The sequence below is a fragment of the Streptomyces sp. OZ13 genome (genome assembly GCF_052068155.1).
GTDB lineage: Bacteria > Actinomycetota > Actinomycetes > Streptomycetales > Streptomycetaceae > Streptomyces.
The window spans coordinates 61,293-87,230 of the sequence record NZ_JBQHCZ010000020.1 but is presented as its reverse complement, the minus strand read 5'-3'; the positions used below and the strand labels follow the sequence as shown (position 1 = coordinate 87,230).

Below are 25,938 nucleotides of genomic sequence, written 5' to 3'. Positions count from 1 at the left end.
TGAGGTGCCCGACGGTGCTGTGCCTGACGGTGGCGTGCCCGGCTGCATGCTCGGCGGTGCGGTGCTCACCGGTGTGGTGCCCGAGGGCTGATGACGTGCCCGACGCTGCGACACCTCGGCGGTGCGGTGCTCGGCGGGGACGGCGCACGGCTGCTGGTTAGGATGCGGGCATGAGCCAGCACACCCGCCGCGAGGACCGCCCCTTCAGGGCGCGCGCCCACGTGATGCTGGTGCTGGCCCTCCTTCTGGGCGTCGTGGCCATGCACGGACTGGCGCCCGGTACCGCCTTCGCCGACACCGGCACGGTGTCGACCACCGCCGCTCCGGCGGCCCCCGCCGAGGCACACGACGACTCGGCCCCTTGTGACTGCGTACACGGGGACCCCCACGACGGTGGGGGCGGACATGTCTCGCACGCCGACCAGACGTGCGCCGCGAGCGGTACGAGCGCGGCCCCCGCGCTTCCCGCCCCCGTCCCCTCCGCGGTCTGCACGCCGCCCGCCGCGGATCCTCCGGCATCCGCCTTCGAGGCGGCCCCGGCCGTGCGCGCCCCGCCGTCACTGAGTCAACTGCAACTCCTGCGCATATAGGGCACCCCCGGCGCGCCCGGCCTTTACCGGCCGGCGCCGCCGTGCGAGCCATGCCCGATCGAACGCACATCACAGGAGTAGCACCACCATGACCGCACACCGTTCCACGCTCCGCCGTGCCGCCGCTGTCGCTGCCTCGGCAGCCGCCGCCGTCCTGCTCGCCGCTTGCGGTGGGGGAGACGACAGCTCCTCCGGCCACGGCGGCCACGCGCCCTCGGCGCCCAGCGCCTCGGCGTCGGCCTCCGCCCAGGAGGGTGAGCACAACGCCGCCGACGTGGCCTTCGCGCAGGGGATGATCCCGCACCACCGGCAGGCGGTGGAGATGGCCGACCTGGCGGCGACCCGCGCGGGTTCCGCGGACGTCGAGGCGCTGGCAGCCGAGATCAAGAAGGCACAGGACCCGGAGATCAAGACGCTCTCCGGGTGGCTCACCTCGTGGGGCGAGGACGTCCCCGCGAAGGACGAGGGCGGCGAGCACGCCGGTCACTCCATGTCCGGGATGATGACGCCCGAGGAGATGACGGAGCTGGAGAAGGCGTCCGGGGAGGCCTTCGACACCGCCTTCCTCGAGATGATGATCAAGCACCACGAAGGTGCCGTCGACATGGCGAAGACCGAACAGGCCGACGGCTCCTACCAGCCGGCCAAGGACATGGCCGGTGACATCGTCACCTCCCAGAGCGCCGAGATCACACGCATGAACGAGCTGCTCGGCAAGAACTGACGGCGCGAGTCCCCGGAGCGGGGGCGGCGCTGCCGCCCCCGCTCCGGGGACCGGGCACACGAGCCGACGGCACCGGCTGCCCCGGCCGGGTCCGGCGCTGCCCGGGCCGGGCCCAGTGCCACGGCAAGGCTCCGCCGCCGGTGTTCACCGCAGGGTGAGCGGGGTCTCGGCTTCGACGCGGTTCAGCTTCTCGGGGTTCCGGACGTAGTAGAGGCCGGTGATCCGGGCGTCCTCCAGGCTGATCGCCATGACGCCGTCGATCTCGCCGTCCACATGAACGAGGAGTGCGGGGCTGCCGTTGACCATGGTGGGAGAGACGGAGAGCGGAAGCTTGTTCTTGCCGAGACCACCGATCATGAAGCGGGCCACCTTGTCGGCGCCGATGATCGGCCGCGGCGCGGCCTGCTTGATGCCGCCCCCGTCGCTCATCAGGACGATGTCGGGGGCGAGCACCTCCAGGAGTTCCTGCGGGTCGCCGGTTTCGAGCGCGCGCCGGAAGGACTCCAGTGCGGCCCGGGTCTGGCCGGGGGTGACCGCCTGACGGGGGCGGCGGGCGTCGACGTGCCGGCGGGCGCGGTGGGCGATCTGGCGGACGGCCGCGGGGCTCTTGTCGACGGCGGCCGCGATCTCGTCGTAGCCGACGTCGAAGGCCTCGCGCAGCACGAAGACGGCGCGTTCCGTCGGCGACAGGGTTTCGAGGACGAGCATCATCGCCATCGAAACGCTCTCGGCGAGTTCGACGTTCTCGGCCACGTCGGGTGCGGTGAGCAGGGGCTCGGGGAGCCAGGGACCGACGTAGGCCTCCTTGCGGCGTTTCATGGTGCGCAGCCGGTTCAATGCCTGCCGGGTCGTGATCCTGACCAGGTAGGCGCGGTGGTCGCGGACCTGTTCCAGGTCGACCTTGACCCATCGCAGCCATGTTTCCTGGAGGACGTCCTCGGCGTCGGCGGCGGATCCGAGCATCTCGTAGGCGACGGTGAAGAGCAGGTTGCGGTGGGCGACGAACGTGTCGGTCGCCGGGTCGGCGGGGTGGTCGCTCATCTCTTGGCCCCTTTCTTCGCGGCCGGGCCTGGTCGCCGACGGCCTTCGAGTGTGCATCCGCACCGGCGTACAAGACACCGGGCGGACGATCGCTGTGACAGCGTGTGCGGCAGATCACACCAAGTGCACGGGCCCGCCCTTATGGCACCCGCCGACCGGCCCGGCTCGCGCGGGCGCGTGCGCTGGGGCGCGCAGTCGTCCGGAATCTGCTGCGTGTGCTCCCCACAGGGAGGCAGAGGAAGCTTTCTGCATGCGGGGTCCGGGCAGTCTGGACGGCATGACAGGAGTTGCGGACAGACCGAGCGGACACGGCACAGAGCGCACTCCGACGCCCGAGGAGCAGCTGCTGCCCACTCAGTTGGTGGAGCGGATCTGCCACGTGGTGCGTCTGGCCGGCCTTCCTCTGGCGGTGGACACCGGCGACGGCGGGGTCTTCCTCGAGCAGGGGAGTACGGTCTCCGCGCCCGCGGACCATGTGGTGATCAGCTGGCATGTCACGAACCGGCTGTTCGAGGACTCCGAACACCACGTGACGCGCCGCTCCGCCGACAAACTGCTGCTCGCCGCCTACCCGGCGATAGAGGACGCGCTGGAGACGATCCTTTCCGCCGCGGGTCTCGCCGTCGCCAAACACCCGCGGACACACTCGCTGGCGGTGTGGGCCGCTCCCTCCGACCGAGCCGGTGTGCCGGCACGCGTTGGTCGACGTACGGGGTGACGGCTGCGAGGAGGCACCGTCGGTCACCGAACACCGCGGGCCGCACAGCTACGGGCAGCGCCGCCAGTGCGTACTGGTGAACGTCACCTCGGCGATCCTCGCCACGGGCGTACCGCGCGTGGCGAGCAATCCTGACGGCGCACCAGCTGCCAACAGCGGTTGCCGAGTGCGGATCACGCCCCTGCACGCCGGTCCGGCGGCCCGGGCACGCGGCCCGGCGGGGGCCCGCGGTAATGCCTTGCCGGGGTGGCGCCCGGCGGGCGATGCTGGGCCCGTGCCAGGACAACGGAAGAGGAAACGCCGACAGCAGGACGCGAGTCGACGCGTCACCGCTCCTGGCGCCGGCCGCTGGGACGTGGTGTTCGAGACCCAGGACGCGTCGGAGTTCCGTGCTCACCTGCGCCGTCTGCGTTCCGCGGACGTGGGGATCGACTGGGCGACGGCCCGGATCGACACGCTCTGCGGACGAGTGGTGCATCCGACCACCTACCGGCTGAGCCTGTTCGTGCCGGACCCTGAAGCCCCGATCAGCTGCGCGCCGCCGCGGACCGGGCGGGCCTGGCCGACCTGGTGAGCGCCACGGTCCATGACGTGCGCCGACCGCTGCCGCCGGGGACCGGTCGGCCGGACCTGGCAGCTCAACTGCGCGCGTCCGGCGCCCGTTTCCGCATCACCGACCGGCACCTGGACGGCCGCCCGTGGCCGACTGCGCTGCTAGCGTTGCCGCCTGAACAAGGGGGCGAAGGCAGCAGATGACATCGAACGCGTTCCGTATCGGGGGCGATCTGACCGTACGGCGGCTGGGTTTCGGGGCCATGCACCTGCCGACGGAGCCCCGGCCTGCCAGGGAATCGTCTGTCGCCGTCGCCCGGCGGGCCGTCGAACTGGGCGTCACGCTGATCGACACCGCGTACCTGTACGGCGGTGGTGCCAACGAGGAACTCCTCGCCGAGGCCCTGCACCCATACCCGGACGGGCTGGTCATCACCACCAAGGTCGGCGTCGCGCGAACGGGTCCCTCGGACGAGTGGCGGCTCGACGGCCGGCCGGGCGTCCTGCGCGGCCAGGTGGAGGAGGCGCTGCGCCGACTGCGCGTCGAGCGGATCGAGCTGCTCCAACTGCACCGTATCGACCCGGAGACGCCGCTCGCCGACCAGGTCGGCACGCTGCGGGACCTGCGGACCGAGGGCAAGATCGGCCGGATCGGACTGTCCGAGGTCACCGTCACCCAGCTCGAGCAGGCGAGAGGGATCGTCGACATCGCGAGCGTGCAGAATCGCTACAGCCTGCTCGACCGTGAGCACGAGCCCGTGCTCGAGGCGTGCGAAGCGGCCGGGATCGCCTTTCTGCCGTGGCGGCCGGTCGCCTGGGGGAAGTCGGGGGCGACGGCCGAGATCGCCGCCGTGGCGGCCGAGCTCGACGCCACACCCACCCAGGTCGTGCTCGCGTGGCTCCTCGGGCACTCGCCGGTCGTGCTGCCGATCCCGGGCACCACGCGGATCGACCACCTGGAAGAGAACCTCGCCGCCGAAGGTCTCCGACTGCCGCCCGCCCACCGCGACCGCCTCGACCGGCTGCCCACGCCGGCATAGGGTCACGGCCGCCGCGTATTTCACGACCGCTCCTCGGCAGTTGTGACCCGCCGGTTCTTCTTGCGGAAATGCGGCAGCCGACTCCGCCCCTCTTCGGCATCTCAGCGTGTTGGAGAAGGCTGCGGGTTCACTCTCCGGGCGCCGGACGACAGAGTTCCCATGTGCCTCACGGTAACGTGGCAAGGGCGGTGAGTCACCGAATCTGCGATGGGGAGCGGTTGAGCATGACGGTGTTGCGGAGGCCCGGCATTCGGAAGGTATCGGCCGGGAACCATGACCGAATGCGGACTGTGGAGCACCCCTGATGCCGGCGCCGTCGGAACCGGCCGCCGACACGGCGGGTCCACTCGTGTCGCCGGTCAATTCGCACAACGAGTGGGATCCGCTGGAGGAGATCATCGTCGGGCGTCTGGACGGCGCGACGATTCCCTCCCGCCATCCGGTCGTGGCGTGCAACATCCCCCCATGGGGGGCGCGGGTGCAGGGACTTGCCGCGGGCTTCAGGTACCCGCGCAGACTGATCGAGCCGGCGCAGCACGAACTCGAGCAGTTCGTCGCCCTCCTCGAATCCCTCGGCGTCACCGTCAGGCGCCCCGACGCGGTCGACCACAGGCAACGCTTCAGCACCCCCGACTGGTCGTCGCGGGGATTCTGCAACACCTGCCCCCGGGACAGCATGCTCGTGATCGGCGACGAGATCATCGAGACCCCGATGGCCTGGCCGTGCCGGTATTTCGAGACCCATTCCTACCGCGCGATCCTCAAGGACTATTTCCGCCGCGGAGCACGGTGGACGGCGGCACCGAGGCCGCAGCTCACCGACGCGTTGTTCGAGGCGGATTTCCGTACTCCCGGGCTCGGCGAGCCCATGCGCTACATCCTCACCGAGTTCGAGCCGGTCTTCGACGCCGCGGATTTCGTGCGCGCGGGACGCGACCTGTTCGTCATCCGCAGCAACGTGACCAACCGGATGGGCATCGAATGGCTGCGGCGCCATCTCGGGCCCGGTTATCGCATTCACGAGATCGAGAGCCGTTGCCGCACGCCCATGCACATCGATACGACGTTCCTGCCGCTCTCGCCCGGCAAGGTACTCGTCAATCCCGAATACATCGACATCGACCGGCTGCCCGACGTCCTGAGTTCGTGGGACATCCTGATCGCCCCCGAGCCCGACCCGATGGGCGAGCACCTGCTCAAGATCACCTCGATGTGCGGCAAGTGGCTGAGCATGAACATTCTCATGATCGACGAGAAGAGGGTGATCGCGGAGCGGCACCACACCGGGATGCTGCGCGCACTCGAGAAATGGGGGTTCGAGCCGATCCCCGGCGACCTGCTCCACTACGCGCCGTTCGGCGGTTCGTTCCACTGCGCCACGCTCGACATCCGGCGTCGCGGCACGCTCGAGTCGTACGTCGACTGATCAGGAGCGCGACCGGTCAGAGCTGCGGCCGGACGACGATCAGAGCGACGTCGTCGGTGCGGGCGGCGGAGCCGTCGGCGTGGTGGACGAGGCAGTCCGTGATGTCGTCCACGTCGTGGTCTTCGCATTCCGCGAGGCGCCGGGCGAGACCTTCCGTGGTGTCGGTGATGTCGACGCCGGGGACCTCCACCAGTCCGTCGGTGTACAGGGCCAGAACGGTGCCCGGCGGGAGAGCGATCTCCGTCGTGGGGTATTCGGCGCTCTCGTCGACACCGAGGAGCAGGCTCGGGGGAACGTCGAGGACCTCGGTGCGCCGGTCGGGGTGGCGGAGCAGCGGCGGCGGGTGCCCGGCGGTGGCGAGGTGCGCCCGGTGGTGGGCGAGGTCGAGCTCGGCGATGAGGCAGCCGGTGAACAGGCCGGGGTCCAGATCGGTCAGCAGGCGGTTGGTCCGGGTGAGGATGTCGCCGGGTGACGCGCCCGCGGTGGCGTGGGCGTGGACGGCGGTGCGGACCTGCCCCATGAGGGCCGCGGCCGTGGTGTTGTGTCCCTGGACGTCGCCGATGGCGGCGACCGCCGTGGTCGCCGTACAGCGGATCAGGTCGTAGAAGTCGCCGCCGATGTCCATGCCGTGGCCGCCGGGCCGGTAGCGGGCGGCGACGTCCAGTCCGGCGACGGAAGGCAAGCGGTGGGGCAGCAGCCCTGTCTGCAGGGTGTGGGCGAGGGTGTGCTTGGCGTCGTAGAGCCGGGCGCGGTCGACGGCCTGGGCGATCAGCCCGGCCACACGTCGACGGTCACCTCGGGGCGCCTCTCGGCGCGTTTCGGCAGGCAGGCCGAAGGGCGGATATCCCGTTGTAGGGCCAGGGGCACGGCCATAGGGTCACCCCCATGTCTCTGCGTATCCGTATGCGTGAATCCCTGCCCCAAGCCATGCGCGCCCGTGACAAGGTCGCGGTGAGCGCTCTCCGCGCGACGCTCGCGGCGCTGGACAACGCAGAGGCGGTGCCCATGAGTTCAGCCGGCGTCCGTGGGGCGGCGTCCCTTGAGGAGTCGCCGGTCGGCGCCGGTGCGACCGAGGTCGCGCGGCGAGAGCTGAGCGAGCACGCCACCGCGGACATCGTGCGCGCCGAGATCACCGAACGGCTGGAGGCGGCGGCGGAACTGACCGCGCCGGCCCACGCGGACCGGGCCGCGCGACTCCGCGCGGAGGCCGCCGTGCTGCTCGGATTCCTCGACGGGCCCGGCGCAGCCTAGGTCACCCGGTCCGGCCCCGCCCGGCCCCGCTCCGGACGCCGGAAGAGCCGGAGAAGTCCGACCCGCCCGGCGCTCGCAGCTCCCGGATCAAGGCCCGGACGGCGGCCGATGCCGCCAGCTCACGGGTGGTGACATAGCCGACCGACCGTGTGGGGCGCTCCGGGCCGAGATCAATGATCTCGACGGTGTCCGGTGCTCCGATCAGGGACAACATCGGCATGACAGCCATGCCGAAACCGCTGCTCACCAACGAGAGCACTGCTCCGTCGTCCTGGGCCTCGACCGTCGCCGGCGGCAGCCATTCCTGCTCCTGCCACCAAGTACGCGTGTACGAGGTGCAGTTCTCGGCCCAGTCGACCAGCGGCAGTGTGCGCGGTGACGGATGCCCGGCCGGGTGCACCAGCGCGTATCCCTCCTCCAGCAGGACCGCGCCGATCAACTCCGGCGGTACGGGGGAAGTCGTCCCGATCGTCGCGATGCCCAAGTCCGCGCGCCCGTCCAGCACTTCTCCCGCCGTGCCGCGCCCGACCTCCCGTACGATCCGCACTTCCGGCACCACCTCCGGATGGCTCCTGGCCAGCGCCTCCAAGGCGCGCGGCAGCAGGTGGAGCGCGGCGCCGCGGAAGGCGGCGATGCGCAGTGGCCCGGCCGCGGAGCGGCTCTCCGCCCCGCGCACCTCGGCACCCATCACCTCGAGCAGCCGCAGTACCCGCCGGGCATGGGACACGGCCTTCTCGCCCGCGGCCGTGGGCGCGGCCCCGCGGCGCCCCCGGTCGAAGAGCACCGCCCCGAGCTTGCGTTCGCTGCCGCGCACCGAGTGCGAGACCGCCGACTGGGTCATGCCGAGCGTGGTGGCCGCCGCCGAGAAGCCGCCCTCGTCGCCCACGGCGACGAGCACCCGCAGTTCCTGCGGCGCGAGATCGGACATCGAGGCGCTGACCTCCTGGTATGAGAGACATTCATGGATGGTGCGGTTCCATCGACGCACCCTACTGCCCGGTCCGCGGGAATCTCCCTACGGTCTCGATCATGACGACGCAGACCTCGCTCACCGTCCACCAGACCGCCCGCCCCGAGGGCTTCCCGACCTCCCACCAGTTCAGGTTCGTCGAGTCCCCCGTACCGGCGGCCGGGCCCGGTACGGCACTCGTGGAGAACCTGCACTGGTCCGTCGACCCGTACCACCGCGAGATGATGGACGGCGACTTCGCGCTGAACGCACCGCTGGAGGGCCGCACGATCGGCCGGGTCGTCGACTCCCGTGACCCCGGACTGACCGAAGGCGACCTCGTCCTCCACCGCAGCGGGTGGCGCACCCACGCCCTGGTGACGCTCGGCACGGCCGGAACACGCAAGCTGCGGCGGTACGACGGCGTCCCGCTCTCCGCACACCTGAGCATCCTCGGCGGCACGGGCCTGACCGCCTATGTGGCACTCACCCGTACGCTGCGGCTGGAGCCGGGGGAGGACCTGTTCGTCTCGGCGGCCGCAGGCGGAGTGGGGACGGCGGCCGGCCGGATCGCCCGGCTCATGGGCGCGGGCCGGCTCGTGGGCAGCGCCGGCTCCGCCGCCAAGGTCGCGCAGCTCACTGGACGGCTGGGCTTCGACGCCGCCTTCGACTACCACGACGGCTCGGTCGGTGAACTGCTCCGGAAGGCCGCGCCGGACGGGATCGACGCCTACGTGGACAACGTCGGCGGAGACCACCTGGAGGGCGCCGTCGAGGTCCTGCGCGATCACGGGCGGATCGCCTGGGTCGGGGCGGTCGCCCAGTACCACCACGCGCGGCCGCCGGCAGCGCCGCGCAATCTCTTCGACATCGTCGGCAAGAGCCTGCGCCTGGAGGGCGTACTCGTCCGTGACTATGCCCACTTGCAGGAGGAGTTCGAAGACTTCCTGGTGCCGCATCTGCGCAGCGGCCGGATCACGCCGGACCAGACAGTGGTCATGGGGTTCGAGAACATCGTGGAGGCGTTCCTCGGCATGCTGAGGGGCGAGAACACCGGGAAGATGCTCGTGTCCCGGGCCGGAAAGTGAACCGGTGGGGCGCACCGGACGGGGCGTTCCCTCCAGGAGCGCGAGGGCCGGCAACAGGACTTGCGGTGTCGCGGGGCGGCGGGACCCTGGAAGAGACCGGCGGCGACCGGCCCGGACGCACGCCGTGCGGCCGCCGGCGGAGCGGCACCGGAAAGGACGACGTCATGAAGGCACTGGTGTTCCAAGGCCCGGGACAGACGTCCTGGCAGGACGTTCCGGACCCCGACCTCAAGGACGCCGCCGACGCGGTGATTCGCGTCGACGCCGTCACCATCTGCGGCACGGACCTGCACATCATCAAGGGCGACGTCCCCGAAGTGGCGCCCGGTACGGTCCTGGGCCACGAAGCCGTCGGTGAGGTGGTGGAGGTCGGCAGCGAGGTGCGTACGGTCCGTCCCGGTGACCGGGTGCTGGTCTCCTGCATCGCGGCGTGCGGCCGCTGCGTCTTCTGCCGGGAGAACCGCTACGGACAGTGCCGTGGGGGCGGCGGCTGGGTGCTCGGGCATCTGATCGACGGTACCCAGGCCGAGTACGTCCGTGTGCCCTTCGCCGACCTGTCGGTGCACCCGCTTCCCGGGGCCGTGAACAGCGAGGACGCCGTGCTGCTGGCCGACATCTTCCCCACCGGGTACGAAGTGGGCGTGCTCAACGGGCGGGTGCGGCCCGGCGACACCGTCGTCGTGGTCGGCGCCGGGCCGGTCGGGCTCGCCACCATCGCCACTGCCCAGCTCTACAGCCCGGGGCGGATCATCGCCGTCGACCTGGCGGAATCCCGGCTGAAGGCGGCACGGGACATGGGCGCCGACGCCACCGTCGGTGCCGACGAAGGCCCCGAGGCACTGGTCGAGGACCTGACGGAAGGACTCGGAGCCGATGTCGTCGTCGAGGCGGTCGGTGTGCCCGAGGCGTTCGAGCAATGCACCCGGATGGTGCGCCCCGGAGGCCATGTCGCCAACGTCGGCGTGCACGGCAGGCCCGCGGCGCTCCATCTCGAGGAGCTGTGGATCAAGGACGTGACGATCACGACCGGACTCGTCGACACGCACTCCACGCCGATGCTGCTGCGGATGATGGCGGCCGGGCGGCTCCCGGCCGCGTCGGCGATGGTCACGCACCGCTTCGAACTGGGGCAGATGGAGGAGGCGTACGACGTCTTCGCCCGCGCCACGGACACCGGGGCCCTCAAGGTCGTGCTCGGCGGCCCGCGGCACGACGAGGTCAGTGTGCCCGTCTAGGGCTTCTCGTCCGGATCGGGCAGGATCCGGACGAGAGCGCCCGGCTCCGGATTCACGGCGCCGCGCGGCGGTCGCCGGGCCTTGCGGTGGTGCCGGGCCGTGGCCGGCCCGTCGCCGTGGTGAGACCGTCCCAGGGGCGCCGGCGTCCGCCGCTCACCGCGGCGATACCGGTCTCGTCGTAGCGGGACGTCGCCAGGGACCAGGTCAGGTTGCCCGCCATCACATGGCGCATGCCGTCCACGTAATGGCTGACGTGTTCGCGTGTCCCGGCGGGCACGCCCTGCTCGGCGAGCGTCGCGGGGAGGGAGGCGGCGAGCCGGGCGAAGCGGGCCGTCCGGGCGTTGGCGAGCGCGGTGATGTGCTCGACCGACTCCTCCAGCGTGCAGCCCTTGTGCTCCCGCTCTATGACCACGCTGTTGTTGATGTCTCCGGCCGCCAGCTCCTTGACGAGCGAGACGATGTCGTTGACGAAGATCACCACATCGCCGGTGATCTCGCGCATCTCCCGCAACGGGAAGGACCCGTGCAGGTCCTCGGGCAGGGCATAACCCCCGCACCGCTCGGTGAAGTCGAGGCACGGCTGCACGCCTATGGAATGCCGCCGCACATCCAGGAACCGCTCGAGCGAGGGCAGGCGGTCGGCATTGCGATGGTGTGCCTCCCCCACATGCGCGGCGAGGTATGCCTGCCAGTGGTCACGGAAACGGAGCCGCCACTCCTGCGGAGCGCCTGCGGTGGACCGCAGCCAGATGTCCCGGAAACCCCGCACCAGCGGCGTGTCCCGGTCGTCGGACGCCTGCGGTGCGCCGTTCGTCGTCATGGTCGCGACGAGGGCATCCACCACGCCGCGGATCTCGTGGGGCCGGGTGCCCAGCCCTCCGTCGAACTGGTCGTCGAAGATGAAGAACCAGGCGTTGAAGTCCGCGGCCAGCTCGAGGTCGGCGGCCGTGGCGTCGGGGTAGAAGTACGCCATCAGCCGCTCCAGGCGCAGCGCGTCGTACTCCGCCGCAGCCACGTCGTCCGCGAGCAGACCCGTTTCCTGCACCCACTGGAGCGTGTGCTGCCGGGCGCGTTCCGCGTAGGGGCTCAGCCGCGCCGGGAACGGGATCCTGATGGCCGCGGTGCGCCGGGTGGGGTCCGAGGGGCTCGCGGGACCCGGGAGCCGGCGGCCGGAAACCGTCTCGTGTGCCATGTGCCCCCCTGGGTGTCGCGGCGCGCCGGACCGGTACGTGGTGCGTGTCCGACACGTCCGAGTGCCGTTCCGAGACTAGGCGTTGTGCAGGTGGAAGGACCGTGGTCGGCGGAGGGGACGGGGTGCGCGCCCCGCGCACACTGTCACTTGTGCGCCCCCTGAACGCGCCCCCTCTTCCGGTGAGGGGTGAGAGTACCTGGATCCGGCCATGCTGTACCGCGATCACATCATCCCGAGAGAAATAGCCGTGCGGAGGACTACACATCGTCCTCGCCTGCGTACGCTTTGCGCACCCGGGAGTTGGGATCCCGGGACGAGGCCCGGAACTAGGGACGACACGCGGTCGAGGGAACGGACATGGCTTACATGGGAGACCGGCCGGGGCGGCCGCAGCGACTGCTGCTGGAGCGCGAGACGGAAACAGCGGCGCTGGAGAGCCTGTTGGCCGAGCTGAGCGGCCCGTCCCAGGGACTGACGGCGGCCGGCTCCGGCGGCCTGCTGGTCTTCGCCGGGCCGGCCGGGCTCGGTAAGACCACCCTCCTCAACGAGGTGCGCAGAAGGGCCCTCGCCCGCGGCTGCACGGTGCTCTCCGCACGGGGCGGAGAGCAGGAGCAGGGCGTCGCGTTCCATGTCGTACGCCACCTCGTGCAACCCGTGCTCGCGGCCGGCAGCGAGGAGGAACACCGCAGGACATTGGGGAGTTGGTACGACATCGTCGCCCCCGCGGTGGGCCTGGTGGCAGGCGCCGGCAACAGCTCTCCCGATCCGCAGGGAGTGCGGGACGGTCTGGACTGGGTCGCCACGCGGTTCGCCGTCCAGCACGCGCCGCTGGTGGTCATGCTCGACGACGCCCACTGGGCGGACGCCGAGTCGCTGACCTGGCTGACGGGCTTCGCGCCGCGGGTCACCGAGCTGCCGATGCTCCTCGTCGTCGCCTACCGACCCGACGAACTCCCCGCCGACGCCCTGGCGTTCGGCAAACTGGCCGAACGGCACGGGTCACGCCCCTTTGACCTCGCGCCGCTCACGCCCGGCGCGATCAGCCGCATCGTCAGGGACGCCCTCGGGGAGGACGCCGACGACGCGTTCTGCCGGGAGACCTGGGCGGTCACCGGAGGGAACCCGTTCGAGGCGGTCGAGCTCGCCGCCAGAGTCGCCGACCGCGGGCTCAAGCCCCAGGTCGCCCACCTGCCCGAACTGCGGGAACTGGCCTCGGCGGTGAAGGGCGGCGGCCTCGTCGAGCGACTGGAGCGGCTCGGCACCTCCGCCGTCCGGTTCGCCTGGGGCGCCGCCGTGCTGGGCGCCGAGGCGTCCCGCAGCCGGGCCGCGAGCGTCGGCGGACTGGGGGACGCCGAGTCCGCGGACGCCGTCGCCAAACTGCGCGAGGCCCGCATCCTCGCCGACCCCGCCCGCGACGGGAACGACGAGGAGTCCGACCGCCTCGAGTTCTTCCACCCCCTCGTCTCCACAGCCGTCTACCGGGCGATACCGGCGGCGTTCCGCGTCGCCATGCACGGCCAGGCCGCCGCGGTCATCTCCCACGCCGGTCTCGGCGCCACCGCCGCAGCCCGGCACCTGCTCGAGACGCATCCCGAGAGCGACCCGTGGGTGGTGCAGCAACTGTCGGAAGCCGCCCGCGACTACCTCCGGGCAGGCGCTCCCGACGCCGCCCGGCGCTGCCTCACCCGGGCGCTGCGCGAACCACCGGCCATGGAGGACCGCGCCCAGGTCCTGTTCGACCTCGGCTGCTCCGCGCTGCTGACGGAACCCGCGATCACGGTCAACCACCTGCGGGCCGCGCTGGACGAACCCGTCCTCGACCCGGCCCTGCGGGAGGCGATCGTCTACCGGCTGGCGCAGGCCCTCGGCCACTCCGACCGGATGGCGGAGGCCGCCCGGACGGTCGCCGACGGGGCCCGCTGGGCCACCGACGCCAGGACCCGGCTGCACATGCAGGCGGAGCAGTTCATGTGGAACGCCTTCCGGGCCGACGAGCAGGACTCGCCCGCCCGTTCACGCAGGCTCGCCCGGCTCGCCGACCACCTCACCGGCAACGGCACCGCCGAGCGCTACATCATGGGCCTGCGGGCCTGGGACGCGATGGTGCGCGGCGAGCCCGCGGCGACGGCGCTCGAGTGGGCGGAGAAGGCCCTCGGCGACGGACTGCCGTGGACGGACGAGCAGTGGGGCTTCGAGGTCCCGGTCCTGGTGGCCCTCACCTTCATGTACTGCGACCAGCCCGGACGGGCGGAGGAACTGTTCCAGAAGGGCATCGCGGAGTGCCAGGACAGAGGCTGGCGCGGCGCGCACCTCTCCTTCGGCTACACGCTCCTCGGTTACATCCGCTACCGCCGTGGGCGCCTCGACTCCGCGGAGACGCTGGTCCGCGACGGTCTGCGGATCGCGGACAGGGTCGGACACCGGGTGCCGGCGCAGTACTTCGCCATCGGCATCCTCATAGAGATCCTCCTCGCCCGCGGCCGCACCGAGGAGGCCGAGGAGCTCGCCACCACCTACCACTACGGCGACATCGTGCCCAGCGCCGTGGTGTACCCCGACGCCCAGACCGTTCACAGCGAACTGCTGCTCGCCCTCGGCAGGCGCCGCGAGGCCGAACAGCAGCTCGCACAGGTCGGCGAGCGCTTGGAGCCCCGCGGCATGCGCAACCCGGCATGGTGCCCCTGGCAGCTCCACCTGGCCCGGACCAAGGCGGCAACCGACCCCGAGCAGGCCCGGGAACTCGCGGCCGAAGGCATCCGCAGGGCGCGGCGGTTCGGCACCCGGTCCGCCGTCGGACAGGCGCTGCACGCGATGGCCGCGGTGACGCCCGGCCCCGAGCGGGTCGCGGTCCTCGCCGAGGCCGTCTCGCACCTCGAGCGCTCTCCGTCCGGCCACGACCTGGCGAGCGCGCTGATCGACCACGGAGTGGCACTGCGCCGCAGCGGCCTCCCGCAGGACGCGGCCGAGCAACTGCACCGGGGGCTGGAGGGGGCCGTGCAGTGCGGGGCCGACGCCTTGGTGGCGCGGGCCCGCGAGGAACTGGACGCGACGGGGATATGGCCGCTCCAGCCGCACACCGCGGCAGCCGACTCACTCACCGTGCAGGAGCGCACCGTGGCCGAATGGGCCGCCCGCGGCTGGTCCAATGCCCGCATCGCGGAGGCGCTGGGCACCGCGGACCCGGTGGTGACCCGGATGCTGTCCGACATATACCTGAAGGCCGGCTGCGATCAGGCGGGACTCCCACGGCTGCTCGCGGGACCCGACTCCGACGAGGTCCCGGCCTCCCGGGCGGCCCCACGGGGTCACGACCCCGCGGCGTCGTGACGGGTCACGGCTTCGGCGGCTGCTCCAGGACCAGGCGGATCTCCGTGACCTCGTAGCCGGCGCGGTCGAACGCCGCGGCCATCGGCAGATTCACGGTGTCCGTGGTGGCCGTGATCCGCTCCGCACCGGCTGCCGCCTGGAAACGGGTGATGTGGGCCAGGACCTCGTCGATCAGCCCACGCCCGCGGAACTCGGGGACCACGCCCAGGTATCCGACGTTCCGGTTGGTGCCGCCGGTGCTGGACGGTATGGCAAGGCCCGCGAGCGTGCCGTCGGCCGTGTACGCGAGCCGCCACCAGTCCCGTTCGCCGGGCGCGTCGAGATAGAACTGCATGTCCTCCCGGGCCTGGACGTCCGCGTTCTTGGCGGCCAGTTCACGCCCGGTCCGGACGTCGAGGCTGCCGTGGGCGAGACGGCGGAACGCGTCGAGGAACGCGGCGTCGTCACCCGGTGCGAACGTCAGCCTGGTGCCGGCCTCGGGCAGGCCCGCCTGCGGCGTCCACTCGTAACGCAGTCTCTCGACCTCCTCGGTCAGCCCGGCGCGGTGGGCTGCGAGGCGCCGCCACTCGACCGCGGCCACCGTGCCGGCGTCGCCGCGCCGGCCCCGGGGAAGCGCGAGGTTGTAGAGCGGATCCCGCTCGGCACCACGCTCCCGGAACGCGCGGTGGCCGGCCTCGAGGAGCGCCACGGCCACCGCCGCGCGGTCCGGTGCGCCTTCGCGGACATGGAGGCAGTCCAGAGCCACCGGAAGCTCCGCGTCCGTGCGGCCCCACCACAGGGCCCGCCCGAGCAGCTCGCCGTGGGAGTCCTCGGCCGTCCACGTCCATTCCGGCCGGTACTGCCGTGTCTCCCAGTCCTCGCGGAAGCGGTCCGCGCTGATCCAGTCGAGCGGCGGCTCTGCGAGGAACGTGGCGACGCGTTCGGACTCTGCGGCGGTGATGGAGCGGACGAGCACAAGGCCTCCGGGGGCATGGGGTGCGCCACGGTGTGCGGCGCCCCGCGATGATCACACAGGCGGCCGTCGGTCCACAGCCCTTTTCGGACCGCCCGGGCCGCGGCTGGCCTGACCGGCTCCACCGCACCGTACTTCCCGGTCGCTTCCGGTCGCCGCGTTCGGCGCTGTCGGGCCTGGGTAGGGGGAGGGCGTGAGTTATGTGAACCCTGGCGGGGAGTATGCGCGTGACAGCCGGTACATCACCACCCGCGTCACCGCGGACGGACGCGACGGCTTCCCCGTGGAACCCGGCCGCTACCGCCTGGTGGTCAGCCGGGCCTGCCCGTGGGCCGGCCGGGCGGTGATCGTACGGCGGCTGCTCGGGCTGGAGGGCGTGCTGTCGATGGGCATAGCCGGGCCGACGCACGACGAGCGCAGCTGGACCTTCGATCTCGACCCCGACGGCCGTGACCCGGTGCTCGGCATCGAACGGCTCCAGGAGGCGTTCCTGGCCCGCGATCCCGGCTACGACCGGGGCATCACGGTGCCGGCCCTCGTCGACGTGCCGACCGGCAAGGTCGTGACCAACGACTTCCGGCAGATCACGATCGACATGTCACTGGAATGGAAGGCCCACCACCGCGACGGGGCACCGGAGCTCTACCCTCCCGAGCTGCGGCCGGAGATCGACGCGGTGAACGAGGTGGTCTACAAGGACGTGAACAACGGCGTCTACCGGGCGGGGTTCGCCGGCTCGCAGGAGTCGTACGCCGAGGCGCACGACCGCCTCTTCGCCCGGCTCGACCTGCTCTCGGAGCGGCTCGAAGCGTCCCGGTACCTCGTCGGCGACGCGATCACCGAGGCGGACGTACGGCTGTTCACCACGCTGGTGCGCTTCGACGCCGTCTACCACGGCCACTTCAAGTGCAACCGGCAGAAGCTGTCCGAGATGCCGGTGCTCTGGGCGTACGCGCGTGACCTGTTCCAGACGCCCGGCTTCGGTGACACGGTCGACTTCGACCACATCAAGCGGCACTACTACCTGGTGCACAGCGACATCAACCCGACCGGGATCGTGCCGGCCGGCCCGGATCTGTCGGGCTGGCTCGAGCCGCACGACCGTGCGGCGCTCGGCGGGCGGCCGTTCGGCGACGGCACGCCGCCGGGGCCGGTCGCACCGGGGGAGGAAGTGCCGGCCGTTACGGGAAGGTCGTAGGCCCGATGAAGGACAACCTGTGCGCCGTGAGGATTTCCGCAGCCGCGTTCTGTGGCCGGGCGGTCACTCATGGGGTAGTTTCAGGTACAGCAGTCGTGGTTCCGAAGTCTCGTGCGCTCACGGGGAGTTCCCGTGGGCGCATTTGCTGTTCAGCAGTCCGAGGACCAGGGCGATCACCTCACCCAGAGGGCATCGGACAGCCGGTGCCCCGCGTCCGAAATTGGAGAGCAGCATGGCTTCAGGCACCGTGAAGTGGTTCAACGCGGAAAAGGGCTTCGGCTTCATCGCCCAGGACGGCGGCGGCCCCGACGTCTTCGTCCACTACTCCGCGATCAACGCCTCCGGCTTCCGTTCTCTCGAGGAGAACCAGCAGGTGGAGTTCGACATCACCCAGGGCCCGAAGGGCCCGCAGGCCGAGAACGTCCGTCCGGTCTGACCTGACGGCACCTCGCGCGAACAGGCGCCCCCGGCACCATGTGCCGGGGGCGCCGTCGTGCCCGGACACGCCTCCCCACCGCTGAGGCGGGGAGGTGCCGAGCCCGGTGCGGGTGTATCCAGGAGGCATGGGGCATCGGGCGCCGCGCGGGATTCACACCCGGCCATGGGAGACGGGCCACACGCTGCTGGCCGTGGTCCTCGCGCTGATCGTGACGGTCACGGTGGTGGACATCCTCGCGCCCCCCGAGGTCCACCTGGGCCCCTTCCTGGCAGCCGCCCCCGCCGTCACGGCCTCGTTCGCCGGCCCGCGGATCACCGCCGGCATCGGCGCGGTCGCCGTCCTGGCCCAGGCCGTGGTCGCGATCGTCCGCACCAGCCTCATCGACCTGAACCACAGTTTCCAGCTCATCGCCCTGATACTGATCTCGGTGTTCGTCACCTTCTTCGCCCACCTGCGGGAACGGCACGAGAAGGAGCTGGTCCAGCTGCGTTCGGTGGCAGAGGCCGCGCAGCAGGTCGTGCTGAGACCGCTGCCGCACCGGGTCGGCCCCCTGCGCATCGCCTCCGTCTACCTGGCCGCCGAGGCCGAGGCGCAGATCGGCGGCGACCTGTACGCGGCCGCGCGCACCGCGCACGGGACCCGGCTCCTCATCGGTGACGTCCGCGGCAAGGGCCTCGAGGCCGTCGGGGACGCCGCCCTCCTTCTCGGCGCCTTCCGGGGCGCCGCGCACCGGCAGGCCGACCTTCCCGCGCTGGTCACCTATCTGGAGGGAACCGTCTCCTCCGACCTCGACGACCCCGGTGCGACCGGGCCCGGCGGCACGCCCACCGAGGCGTTCATCACCGCGGCCGTGCTCGACGTCCCCGACGACGTGCCGTCCGTCGACCTGGTCAATTGCGGTCACCCGCCGCCCCTGCTGCTGCGCGACGGGAAGGTCGTCGCTCTGGAGGTGCGCCATCCGGTCCCGCCGCTCGGGCTCACCGAGTTCGTGGGGCCGGCCTTCACCGCAGAGACCTTCGCCTTCGAGCCCGGCGACACCCTCCTGCTGTACACGGACGGTGTCATCGAGGCCCGTGACCGGGCCGGTACCTTCTTCCCGCTCATGGACCGTCTCCCGAACTGCGCGGGCCTGACCCCGCAGGCCCTCCTCGGCCGCCTCCGCCAGGACCTGCTCGACCACGCGGCCGGTGGGAACCTGGGCGACGACGCCGCGATGGTGGCCGTCTCGCGTGCCGCGCCGGCCCGAGAGACCTGACGAAGGGTGGGCGGCCGGTGGCCGCGGCGGATCGCTCTCGCGGGACCCGAGAACGCTGGGCAGCGGCCGGAGATCGTCGACAGGCCCGCCCCTTCGGACGTCGGGTGGACCGTCGTGGCCGGAGGTCAGTCCGCGTGCACGAAGATCAGGAACAGAGCCGCGAACGGCACGACGGACGTGCCAAGGAGCGTCAGTGCCGCCGCGACCGCAGCCGTCAGCCGTTCCTGGCCCTTGCCTCGGCCCGAGCGGAACGCCACGCGGGCCAGGACGAGCGGCAGCGCCAGGAGGGCAAGGAAGATCGTCGGCGCCGCGATCCGGCTGAACGCGGCGGTGCCGGGCCCCGTGACCAGGTGCCAGGCAGTCGTGCCGAAGACGACCGCTGGTCCGGCCAGCAGGCCGAGCGAGAGGACCGACGCCACGGCGACGATCAGTCCTTGGGTCAGCCGCTCGGCACGTGTGCGCTCCGGGCGGCGCACTTCCGTTGTCCCGCTCTGCCCCAAGCTTCCCTCCAGGTGCCGCAGTGCGGTGCCGCCGGTGCTCCGGTCGGGCCGCTCAGTCCGTGGCCGGCAGGACGGCAGCGCCAGGGCGCCCCCCACGGTCGCGGACACATGGTCTCATCCGTGGGCTTCCTCGCGTTCCGTAGTCGGCCTCGCATCCGTCGGGCAGCGTGCCCACCTCGCCCAGCGCCCTGCCGCCCCGCGCTTCGTGGGTCCGGCCCCCGCCGCCGCAGGCCGACGGTGGCGGGTGCCGAGGAATCGATCCGCAAGGCGGCGGACTTCGTGCGGGACCACCTTGCGTCGCTGCGCCCCCGACCCTCCCGAGGTCATGGCCGGCCAGGTTGTGGCGTCCGTCTGGCGCAGGCGAGCAGGTGCCGCCTGCGGCGGGCCCGTGCACCCGGGGAACACCGTCGTCCGGGCCGATTCCGCCGGCGTGGGAAGCTCGGGACCTGGGCGAAGACGCGAACCGCACGGTCCGCGTGGCAAGATGCGGGCGTTCGTCCTCGTCACGTCCGAGTACGGCAACGCGGAGGCACCGACCGATGTCCGAGAACCCCGCAGCTCCCGTGACCGTCCACGAGACGCCGCCCTCCCGCGTCCTGCTGGGTCCGGGCGCACGCCACCGCATACCCGGAGAGATCGAGCGGCTCGGTGCCCGGCGGGTGCTGCTGGTCGCGACCGGGTCGGCCCGGGCGGCGGCCGACGAACTCGCCGGGGCACTCGGCCCCCGGTCGGCGGCACGCTTCGACGGAGCCGTCGTGCACACCCCGGTCGCCGTGACCGACAAGGCGATGGAGGTCGTGGACAGGACGTCGGCGGACGTCGTGGTGGCGATCGGCGGCGGCTCTGCCGTCGGGCTCGCCAAAGCGCTGTCCGCGCGGACGGGGATGCCGCAGGTCGCCGTCCCGACCACGTACGCCGGCTCGGAGGTGACGCCCGTCCTCGGCGAGACGGAGAACGGAGTGAAGACGACGCGACGCGACCCGGCCATCACGCCCGGGACGGTCGTCTACGACCCGGAGCTGACGCTGACGATGCCCGCGGGCCTCACGCTGACCAGTTCCCTGAACGCCCTGGCCCACGCGGTCGAGGCGCTCTGGGCACCGGACGCGACCGCCCTGAGCGACGCCCTCGCGACAGAGGCGGCCGACGGCATCCTGACCGCGCTCCCGCACGTCCTCGCCGACCTGACGGCGCTCCGGGACCGCCAACGGCTCCAGGAATCGGCCTGGCTCGCCGGCCTGTGCCTGGCCCGGACCCGGACGGGGCTGCACCACCAACTCGCGCACGTCCTCGGCGGGATGTTCGACCTGCCGCACGCGGAACTCCACGCGATGCTGCTGGCGCACGTCATGGCGTTCAATCTCCCGTCGGCGCCGAAGGCCGCCGCCCGCCTGGAGCGGATCACCGGCGGGGATCCGGTCCAGGTCGTCGGCCGCCTCGCCGCAGGCCACGACGGCCCCACCACGCTCCGGGCCCTGGGAGTTCCGCGCGATGCCCTGCGCGCCGTGGCGGAGCGGGTCGCGGACCGGCCGTATCCGAATCCCCGGCCGCCGGAGACCGAGGCCGTGACCCGGCTCCTGCACAGCGCCTGGTAGCACAGTGTCCTCACCCCCTGCCGCCTCGCAGGGGGTGAGGACACAGCTTTATTCGGCAGCCGGGCTCAGACCGCCGGGGCCGGGTAGGTCGGGTACTCCACGCCGGAGACGTGTTGGACGACGCGGATGACCTGGCACGAGTAGCCGAACTCGTTGTCGTACCACAGGTAGAGGATCGCGTTGTCGCCGTCGACCTTGGTGGCGCCGGCGTCGACGATCGAGGCGTGACGCGAGCCCACGAAGTCCATGGAGACCGCGTCGGGAGCCGTGGTGAAGTCGATCTGGCGCTTGAGCGGCGAGTGCAGCGAGACGTCGCGCAGGTAGTCGAGGACCTCGTCGCGGGTGGTCTCGCGGCCCAGGCGCAGGCTCAGGATGGCGATCGAGACGTCGGGCACGGGCACGCGGATCGAGCTGCCGGTGATCGGCGCCTTGAGGTCGGGCAGAGCCTTGGCGACGGCGGAGGCGGCGCCGGTCTCGGTGATGACCATGTTGAGCGGCGCGGAGCGGCCGCGGCGGTCGGCCTTGTGGTAGTTGTCCAGCAGGTTCTGGTCGTTGGTGAACGAGTGGACGGTCTCCACGTGGCCGCGCAGGACGCCGTACTCGTCCGCCATCGCCTTCAGCGGCGGGACGATCGCGTTGGTGGTGCAGGACGCGCAGGACAGGATCTGCTCGTCCGGCTTGATCGTGTCGTGGTTGACGCCGTGCACGATGTTGGGGACGTCGCCCTTGCCCGGAGCGGTCAGGACGACCTTGTCGATGCCGGGGCGCAGGTGCTTGGACAGGCCCTCGCGGTCGCGCCACTTGCCCGTGTTGTCGATCAGGATGGCGTTGTCGATGCCATGCGCCGTGTAGTCGACCTCGGACGGGTCGTTGGCGTAGATGACCTTGATCTCGTTGCCGTTCGCGACGATCGTGCTGTTCGCCTCGTCGACGGTGATCGTGCCCTGGAACTGGCCGTGGATCGAGTCGCGGCGCAGGAGCGAGGCGCGCTTCACGAGGTCCTGCTCACCGCCGCCGCGCACCACGATCGCGCGCAGCCGCAGGCCGTTGCCGGAGCCGGACTTCTCGATGAGGAGGCGCGCGACGAGGCGGCCGATGCGGCCGAACCCGTACAGGACGACGTCACGGCCCTCGCCGCGCTCGATCTTGTTCGCGCCGGTGGCGCCCGCCACGGCCTCGGCCGTGAAGCCCTCGACGGTCAGTCCGCGGTCGTCGGCCTTGTACGCCTCCGCGAGCAGGGCGAGGTCGATCTGGGAGGGGCCGAGGTCGAGCGTCGTAAGGGCCTGCAGGAAGGGCATCGTGTCGGTGACGGAGAGTTCCTCACCGGCGATCTGCCGGGCGAACCGGTGGGTCTTGAGGATGCTGACCACCGACTTGTTCACCAGGGAGCGGCTGTGGAGCAGGACGGTGACGTCCCGCTCCCTGTGCAGCTTCCCGATGATCGGGATCATCGACTCCGCGATCTCCTCGCGGGTCTTCCAGTTGGTGAACGCGTCTTCGTTGACAGTCACAGGTTTATCTTTCGAGCTAGGTGGCGCTCATATGCTAACCCCCCGTCTTTTCGATCTTGACGGGGGTCCACCGGGCGCGATCACGCCGCTGCGGCGGCCTTCTCCGCGCGCCGCGCCAGCACGAGCGTCGCGGCGACGAGGGCGGAGGTGACGATGCCCGTCACGAGGACGGGTGCGGGGGTGAAGACGGAGGCCAGGACCGCCAGCACGGCCGCCGGGTGGATCAGGTCCGTCCGGCTGCGGAGCTCGGCGGCCCGGTGGTGCAGCAGCCACACCATGGTGAGGAAGACGGCGACCGGGACGGTGTACGCGAGGGTGGCACCACGGTCGGTGAGGTGGCTGTGGCCGGTGGCATGGGCGACGTTCACGGCGAGGCCGGCGCCGACGGCGGCCGCGGAGGCGAAGACCGCGTAGTGGCCGTAGCCCCAGAGCAGCGCGGTCCTGAGGGTGGTCAGCCGGCGCGGCGCGTTCTGCATGAAGTAGAGCCACCACAGGGCGAACACCGTCAGCACTCCGCCGACGACGATGGTCGCGATGTCGCCGAGGGCCGCGTCGGTGTCGAGGGCCGTGCGGACGGCGGTGGTGGAGGCCGTGATGGTCTCGCCGAGGACGATGATGGTGAACAGTCCGTACCTCTCGGCGATGTGGTGGGGGTGCCAGGTGGTGGTGACCGCGCTCTCGGCCCAGACGGGGACGGCGAGTTCGGCCGCGACCAGGACCAGGAAGGTGGGCAGCCCGCCGTCGTCGGGCAACGCCAGCCGGGCCACCCAGCCGACCTGCACGACCAGGACGCCCACCGCGTAGCGCAGGCAGCTGCGCCGCCGTTCGGGATCGGAGTGCGCGGCGCGCAGCCACTGGGTGACCATCGCGAGCCGCATGATGACGTAGCCCCACGTGATGACGGTGAAGTCGTCGTGCTCGAGGGCTTCCGCGACTCCGGCGGCCAGGACGAGCGCGCCGGTGATCTGCACGAGGGTGAGGAGCCGGTAGGGGACGTCGTCCGTGTCGTAGGCGGAGGCGAACCAGGTGAAGTTCATCCAGGCCCACCAGATCGCGAAGAACACCAGCGCGTATCCGAGGACACCGTGGCCGACGTGTCCTTCGGCGAGTTCGTGCTCGAAGGCCGCGGAGGCCTGGGCGACTGCTACGACGAAACACAGGTCGAAGAACAGCTCCAGCGCGGTGGCGGTGCGATGCTGCTCGCTCGCGAGACGGGCGACCATCGGCCGGTGCCATGCACCGGCGGCGGAGTGTGACTGGCTCATGGGGGCACGTTCTCAGCCGTGAGGGGGGCGGGGGAAGGTTGGGGCACGGTTCGCTGCCGAAGTGGCCGGTGGTTCCATGGGTGGTGATTCTTCTGCCGGTGGTTCTTCTGCCGTCCGGGGCCGGTGAGGGGGCCACCGGGTGCGCCCGTTCCTCCGGGCGGACCCGGCACCCTGTGAGTACCACACCCGTCGCGGACGAGGTGGTGGGCCGCGCCGCGGCCCACCACCTCCTCGGCGGAAGGCTCAGCGGGTGGTGTAACCGCCGTTGAGGAAGATCGTCTGGCCGTTCGCCCACCAGCCGTCGGTGAGCAGGTGCCGCACCCAGGGAACGACGTCCTCGATCTTGGTGAGGTCCCCGTTCATGGCGGACGACTTGTGGTACGCGATCGAGTCGTCGTCCTCCGCAGGGTAGAAGAACGAGGTGTCCATGGGACCGGGGGCGATGTTGTTGACCGAGATGTTCCGGCCGAACAGCTCCTTCGACAGGGCCCGGGTGAAGTGCTCGACCGGTGCCTTGCTGCCGGCGTACGACGAGTAGAGGCCGGTGTAGGCGGCCAAGAGCGACGTGACGATGGTGATGATCTTGCCCCCGTCCTCCATGCGGCGGGCGGCCTCGCGCATGACGAAGAACGCGGCCTTGGAGTTGACCGCGAACATCCGGTCGTACTCCTCCTCCGTGATCTCGGTCAGCGGCTTCTTCAGCACCATGCCGGCGGTGTTGACGCAGTGGTCGAGCTTGCCGAACCGGTTCAGGACCTCGTCGAAGACGCGCTCGACCTCGGACATCCGGGTGAGGTCGGCCTGGATCGCGAACGCCTCACCGGGACCGGCGTTGATCTCGTCGGCCACGGCCTCCGCCTTGGCCCGGGAGGAGTCGCTGTTGTAGTGCACGACGACCCGAGCGCCCTCGGCGCCCAGGGTGGTGCTGATGAGCGCGCCGAGGTTGCGGGACGCGCCGCCGACGAAGGCCACCTTGCCGTCGAGTGTCTTGTCCGGTGTGTTGACCATGATTCCCACCTGCGGTTGTCGTGGCTGGAAGGCGCGGCCCCGGTGGGTTCCGTGGCCGTGCGACCCCTACAGGTTCGCCAGGAACAGGCATACCGATCTTGAACGATCCGATCAGCCGTGGAACAAAGCACTCACCACATGCCCCGGACGTGCCCCGGCGGTCAGCCCCGGCCGCCGTCGCGCAGGATCCGCGGTGTGGCGCCGTCGTGGCGCCGCATCATCCGCGTCAGATGACTCTGGTCGGCGAACCCCGCCTCTGCCGCGATCTCCGCGATCGGCCTGTCCGTGCGGGTCAGTTCGCGACGCGCGTGTTCCAGCCTCCGCTGGAGCACGTACCGGTGCGGTGACTCGCCGGTCGACGTCCGGAAGACCCGGGTGAAATGGGATTCGCTGACCCCCGCCACGGCCGCGAGGTCCGCCAGCCGGATCCGTCGGGCCAGGTTGGTGTGGATGTAGTCCAAGACCTCCGCCAGTCGGCGGGGCGGCAGCCCGCCGTCGCGGCTTCCGGGGGACCCTCCTTCCCCGGCGACCCGCAGGACGACGGCTGCGGCCGCCTGTACCAGCGACTGCGCGTAGAGGGTGTCCGCCGGGCCGGGGCCCGCGTACTCCGCCGCCAGCCGCTCCAGCAGCATCTTCAGCAGCGGATCGGTGAAGTGGAACCGCGGAACCAGCTCGACGGGTCCCTTGGCGCCGCCCTCGACGGCCAGCTTCTCCAGCCACAGTGGGTCGATGCCGAGGAGCAGCAGTTCCACGTCCTCCTGCCAGCGCGGCCGCGACGCCCAGCCCGCCGGATTGACCAGGGCCTCCCCAGGATGGAACCGCTCCCTGCGCGGTGTCCCCTCCGCGGACCAGCGCAGATCCGCCGATCTGCCCGTCTGCACCACCAGCACGTGCACCGGCGGACCGACCGGCAGTGGCGCCGTGTCCGAGAGGCCTGCCGCGCGCTCCACCGACCGTTCGACCACGGCATGATCGAGGTCGGCCCCGCTTCCGTGCAGGCACCGCAGGTGAGGCTTGATGTGCGAATCGCTCACCCCGCCATTGTCCTCCCGAAGGGCCGGACGCGGCGTCCGCCGCCGCGT

At 71.4% G+C, this 25,938-nt stretch carries 23 protein-coding genes and 1 pseudogene; 14 read left to right on the top strand and 10 right to left on the bottom strand.

The features are described from left to right. The first annotated feature begins 170 nt into the window (after nt 1-170). On the top strand, nt 171-590 hold the full coding sequence (locus ACTMTU_RS31980; protein WP_441266919.1) for a DUF6153 family protein: 420 nt from the start codon (nt 171-173) through the stop codon (nt 588-590). A gap of 88 nt (nt 591-678) precedes the next feature. After that, a complete protein-coding gene (locus ACTMTU_RS31975; RefSeq protein ID WP_441266918.1) occupies nt 679-1,314 on the top strand; it encodes a DUF305 domain-containing protein in 636 nt (211 codons plus the stop codon). 144 nt (nt 1,315-1,458) lie between these two features. Here the strand turns inward: ACTMTU_RS31975 and ACTMTU_RS31970 are convergent, their stop codons facing one another. Further along, complete coding sequence (locus ACTMTU_RS31970; protein ID WP_441266917.1) at nt 1,459-2,355, bottom strand: RNA polymerase sigma-70 factor; 897 nt, start codon at nt 2,353-2,355, stop codon at nt 1,459-1,461. A 277-nt stretch (nt 2,356-2,632) separates the two neighbouring features. On the opposite strand from ACTMTU_RS31970, the gene ACTMTU_RS31965 reads away from it, so the two are divergent. From ACTMTU_RS31965 to ACTMTU_RS31950, 4 genes are all read left to right on the top strand, one after another. Continuing rightward, on the top strand, nt 2,633-3,073 hold the full coding sequence (locus ACTMTU_RS31965; protein ID WP_441266916.1) for a hypothetical protein: 441 nt from the start codon (nt 2,633-2,635) through the stop codon (nt 3,071-3,073). 274 nt (nt 3,074-3,347) lie between these two features. Next, nucleotides 3,348-3,647, top strand: a complete 300-nt coding sequence (locus tag ACTMTU_RS31960) for a hypothetical protein (RefSeq protein WP_441266915.1) — start codon at nt 3,348-3,350, stop codon at nt 3,645-3,647. 178 nt (nt 3,648-3,825) lie between these two features. Continuing rightward, nucleotides 3,826-4,665: an aldo/keto reductase gene (locus ACTMTU_RS31955; RefSeq protein ID WP_441266914.1), complete on the top strand. Its 840-nt coding sequence runs from the start codon at nt 3,826-3,828 to the stop codon at nt 4,663-4,665. Nucleotides 4,666-4,969: 304 nt separating this feature from the next. Beyond that, entirely contained in the window at nt 4,970-6,091 is a 1,122-nt protein-coding gene (locus ACTMTU_RS31950) for an amidinotransferase (RefSeq protein ID WP_441266913.1), read from the top strand. A gap of 16 nt (nt 6,092-6,107) precedes the next feature. Here ACTMTU_RS31950 and ACTMTU_RS31945 read toward each other — a convergent pair. Then, nucleotides 6,108-6,872, bottom strand: a pseudogene (locus ACTMTU_RS31945) (PP2C family protein-serine/threonine phosphatase); the annotation flags it as partial. Between the two features lie 146 nt (nt 6,873-7,018). Here ACTMTU_RS31945 and ACTMTU_RS31940 point away from each other — a divergent pair. Continuing rightward, complete coding sequence (locus tag ACTMTU_RS31940; protein WP_441266972.1) at nt 7,019-7,342, top strand: hypothetical protein; 324 nt, start codon at nt 7,019-7,021, stop codon at nt 7,340-7,342. Between the two features lies 1 nt (nt 7,343). On the opposite strand, the gene ACTMTU_RS31935 is transcribed toward ACTMTU_RS31940, so the two are convergent. Then, nucleotides 7,344-8,270 (bottom strand): LysR family transcriptional regulator, encoded by a 927-nt coding sequence (locus ACTMTU_RS31935; RefSeq protein ID WP_441266912.1) that lies wholly within the window; start codon nt 8,268-8,270, stop codon nt 7,344-7,346. A 101-nt stretch (nt 8,271-8,371) separates the two neighbouring features. On the opposite strand from ACTMTU_RS31935, the gene ACTMTU_RS31930 reads away from it, so the two are divergent. Together ACTMTU_RS31930 and ACTMTU_RS31925 are read left to right on the top strand one after the other, a co-directional pair. After that, nucleotides 8,372-9,379, top strand: a complete 1,008-nt coding sequence (locus tag ACTMTU_RS31930; protein ID WP_441266911.1) for an NADP-dependent oxidoreductase — start codon at nt 8,372-8,374, stop codon at nt 9,377-9,379. A gap of 164 nt (nt 9,380-9,543) precedes the next feature. Beyond that, on the top strand, nt 9,544-10,614 hold the full coding sequence (locus ACTMTU_RS31925) for an alcohol dehydrogenase catalytic domain-containing protein (RefSeq protein ID WP_441266910.1): 1,071 nt from the start codon (nt 9,544-9,546) through the stop codon (nt 10,612-10,614). 52 nt (nt 10,615-10,666) lie between these two features. Here ACTMTU_RS31925 and ACTMTU_RS31920 read toward each other — a convergent pair whose 3' ends face one another. Beyond that, nucleotides 10,667-11,806 (bottom strand): isoafricanol synthase, encoded by a 1,140-nt coding sequence (locus ACTMTU_RS31920; RefSeq protein ID WP_441266909.1) that lies wholly within the window; start codon nt 11,804-11,806, stop codon nt 10,667-10,669. Nucleotides 11,807-12,163: 357 nt separating this feature from the next. Between ACTMTU_RS31920 and ACTMTU_RS31915 the strand changes: the two genes are divergently transcribed. After that, nucleotides 12,164-15,133, top strand: a complete 2,970-nt coding sequence (locus ACTMTU_RS31915) for an ATP-binding protein (RefSeq protein WP_441266908.1) — start codon at nt 12,164-12,166, stop codon at nt 15,131-15,133. A gap of 4 nt (nt 15,134-15,137) precedes the next feature. Here ACTMTU_RS31915 and ACTMTU_RS31910 read toward each other — a convergent pair whose 3' ends face one another. Further along, a complete protein-coding gene (locus ACTMTU_RS31910) occupies nt 15,138-16,088 on the bottom strand; it encodes a GNAT family N-acetyltransferase (RefSeq protein WP_441266907.1) in 951 nt (316 codons plus the stop codon). A 190-nt stretch (nt 16,089-16,278) separates the two neighbouring features. Between ACTMTU_RS31910 and ACTMTU_RS31905 the strand changes: the two genes are divergently transcribed. The 3 genes from ACTMTU_RS31905 (at nt 16,279) to ACTMTU_RS31895 (ending at nt 18,977) form a co-directional block, all read left to right on the top strand. After that, nucleotides 16,279-17,283 carry a glutathione S-transferase family protein gene (locus ACTMTU_RS31905; RefSeq protein ID WP_441266906.1) on the top strand — a complete coding sequence of 335 codons (1,005 nt, stop codon included), beginning with the start codon at nt 16,279-16,281 and terminating at the stop codon, nt 17,281-17,283. 232 nt (nt 17,284-17,515) lie between these two features. Then, on the top strand, nt 17,516-17,719 hold the full coding sequence (locus ACTMTU_RS31900) for a cold-shock protein (RefSeq protein WP_005320750.1): 204 nt from the start codon (nt 17,516-17,518) through the stop codon (nt 17,717-17,719). Nucleotides 17,720-17,846: 127 nt separating this feature from the next. After that, complete coding sequence (locus tag ACTMTU_RS31895) at nt 17,847-18,977, top strand: PP2C family protein-serine/threonine phosphatase (protein WP_441266905.1); 1,131 nt, start codon at nt 17,847-17,849, stop codon at nt 18,975-18,977. 125 nt (nt 18,978-19,102) lie between these two features. Here the strand turns inward: ACTMTU_RS31895 and ACTMTU_RS31890 are convergent, their stop codons facing one another. Then, nucleotides 19,103-19,477: a hypothetical protein gene (locus ACTMTU_RS31890; protein ID WP_441266904.1), complete on the bottom strand. Its 375-nt coding sequence runs from the start codon at nt 19,475-19,477 to the stop codon at nt 19,103-19,105. 539 nt (nt 19,478-20,016) lie between these two features. Here ACTMTU_RS31890 and ACTMTU_RS31885 point away from each other — a divergent pair. After that, nucleotides 20,017-21,072, top strand: a complete 1,056-nt coding sequence (locus ACTMTU_RS31885; RefSeq protein ID WP_441266903.1) for a maleylacetate reductase — start codon at nt 20,017-20,019, stop codon at nt 21,070-21,072. A 65-nt stretch (nt 21,073-21,137) separates the two neighbouring features. Here the strand turns inward: ACTMTU_RS31885 and ACTMTU_RS31880 are convergent, their stop codons facing one another. The 4 genes from ACTMTU_RS31880 to ACTMTU_RS31865 form a co-directional block, all read right to left on the bottom strand. Further along, the gene (locus ACTMTU_RS31880; RefSeq protein ID WP_441266902.1) at nt 21,138-22,583 is read right to left on the bottom strand and encodes a glyceraldehyde-3-phosphate dehydrogenase; all 1,446 of its coding nucleotides are present in this window, start codon (nt 22,581-22,583) and stop codon (nt 21,138-21,140) included. Nucleotides 22,584-22,663: 80 nt separating this feature from the next. After that, nucleotides 22,664-23,848 (bottom strand): low temperature requirement protein A, encoded by a 1,185-nt coding sequence (locus ACTMTU_RS31875; protein ID WP_441266901.1) that lies wholly within the window; start codon nt 23,846-23,848, stop codon nt 22,664-22,666. A gap of 243 nt (nt 23,849-24,091) precedes the next feature. Beyond that, a complete protein-coding gene (locus ACTMTU_RS31870; protein WP_441266900.1) occupies nt 24,092-24,856 on the bottom strand; it encodes an SDR family oxidoreductase in 765 nt (254 codons plus the stop codon). Nucleotides 24,857-25,017: 161 nt separating this feature from the next. After that, nucleotides 25,018-25,890, bottom strand: a complete 873-nt coding sequence (locus ACTMTU_RS31865; RefSeq protein ID WP_441266899.1) for a helix-turn-helix domain-containing protein — start codon at nt 25,888-25,890, stop codon at nt 25,018-25,020. Nucleotides 25,891-25,938: the final 48 nt, after the last annotated feature.

What these genes read in the sequence shown, in the direction of transcription:
- ACTMTU_RS31980 (WP_441266919.1), top strand. Translation starts at nt 171, where the DNA reads ATGAGCCAGCACACCCGCCGCGAGGACCGCCCCTTCAGGGCGCGCGCC.
- ACTMTU_RS31975 (WP_441266918.1), top strand. Translation starts at nt 679, where the DNA reads ATGACCGCACACCGTTCCACGCTCCGCCGTGCCGCCGCTGTCGCTGCC.
- ACTMTU_RS31970 (WP_441266917.1), bottom strand. Translation starts at nt 2,355, where the DNA reads ATGAGCGACCACCCCGCCGACCCGGCGACCGACACGTTCGTCGCCCAC.
- ACTMTU_RS31965 (WP_441266916.1), top strand. Translation starts at nt 2,633, where the DNA reads ATGACAGGAGTTGCGGACAGACCGAGCGGACACGGCACAGAGCGCACT.
- ACTMTU_RS31955 (WP_441266914.1), top strand. Translation starts at nt 3,826, where the DNA reads ATGACATCGAACGCGTTCCGTATCGGGGGCGATCTGACCGTACGGCGG.
- ACTMTU_RS31950 (WP_441266913.1), top strand. Translation starts at nt 4,970, where the DNA reads ATGCCGGCGCCGTCGGAACCGGCCGCCGACACGGCGGGTCCACTCGTG.
- ACTMTU_RS31940 (WP_441266972.1), top strand. Translation starts at nt 7,019, where the DNA reads ATGCGCGCCCGTGACAAGGTCGCGGTGAGCGCTCTCCGCGCGACGCTC.
- ACTMTU_RS31935 (WP_441266912.1), bottom strand. Translation starts at nt 8,270, where the DNA reads ATGTCCGATCTCGCGCCGCAGGAACTGCGGGTGCTCGTCGCCGTGGGC.
- ACTMTU_RS31930 (WP_441266911.1), top strand. Translation starts at nt 8,372, where the DNA reads ATGACGACGCAGACCTCGCTCACCGTCCACCAGACCGCCCGCCCCGAG.
- ACTMTU_RS31925 (WP_441266910.1), top strand. Translation starts at nt 9,544, where the DNA reads ATGAAGGCACTGGTGTTCCAAGGCCCGGGACAGACGTCCTGGCAGGAC.
- ACTMTU_RS31920 (WP_441266909.1), bottom strand. Translation starts at nt 11,806, where the DNA reads ATGGCACACGAGACGGTTTCCGGCCGCCGGCTCCCGGGTCCCGCGAGC.
- ACTMTU_RS31915 (WP_441266908.1), top strand. Translation starts at nt 12,164, where the DNA reads ATGGCTTACATGGGAGACCGGCCGGGGCGGCCGCAGCGACTGCTGCTG.
- ACTMTU_RS31900 (WP_005320750.1), top strand. Translation starts at nt 17,516, where the DNA reads ATGGCTTCAGGCACCGTGAAGTGGTTCAACGCGGAAAAGGGCTTCGGC.
- ACTMTU_RS31895 (WP_441266905.1), top strand. Translation starts at nt 17,847, where the DNA reads ATGGGGCATCGGGCGCCGCGCGGGATTCACACCCGGCCATGGGAGACG.
- ACTMTU_RS31885 (WP_441266903.1), top strand. Translation starts at nt 20,017, where the DNA reads ATGTCCGAGAACCCCGCAGCTCCCGTGACCGTCCACGAGACGCCGCCC.
- ACTMTU_RS31875 (WP_441266901.1), bottom strand. Translation starts at nt 23,848, where the DNA reads ATGAGCCAGTCACACTCCGCCGCCGGTGCATGGCACCGGCCGATGGTC.
- ACTMTU_RS31870 (WP_441266900.1), bottom strand. Translation starts at nt 24,856, where the DNA reads ATGGTCAACACACCGGACAAGACACTCGACGGCAAGGTGGCCTTCGTC.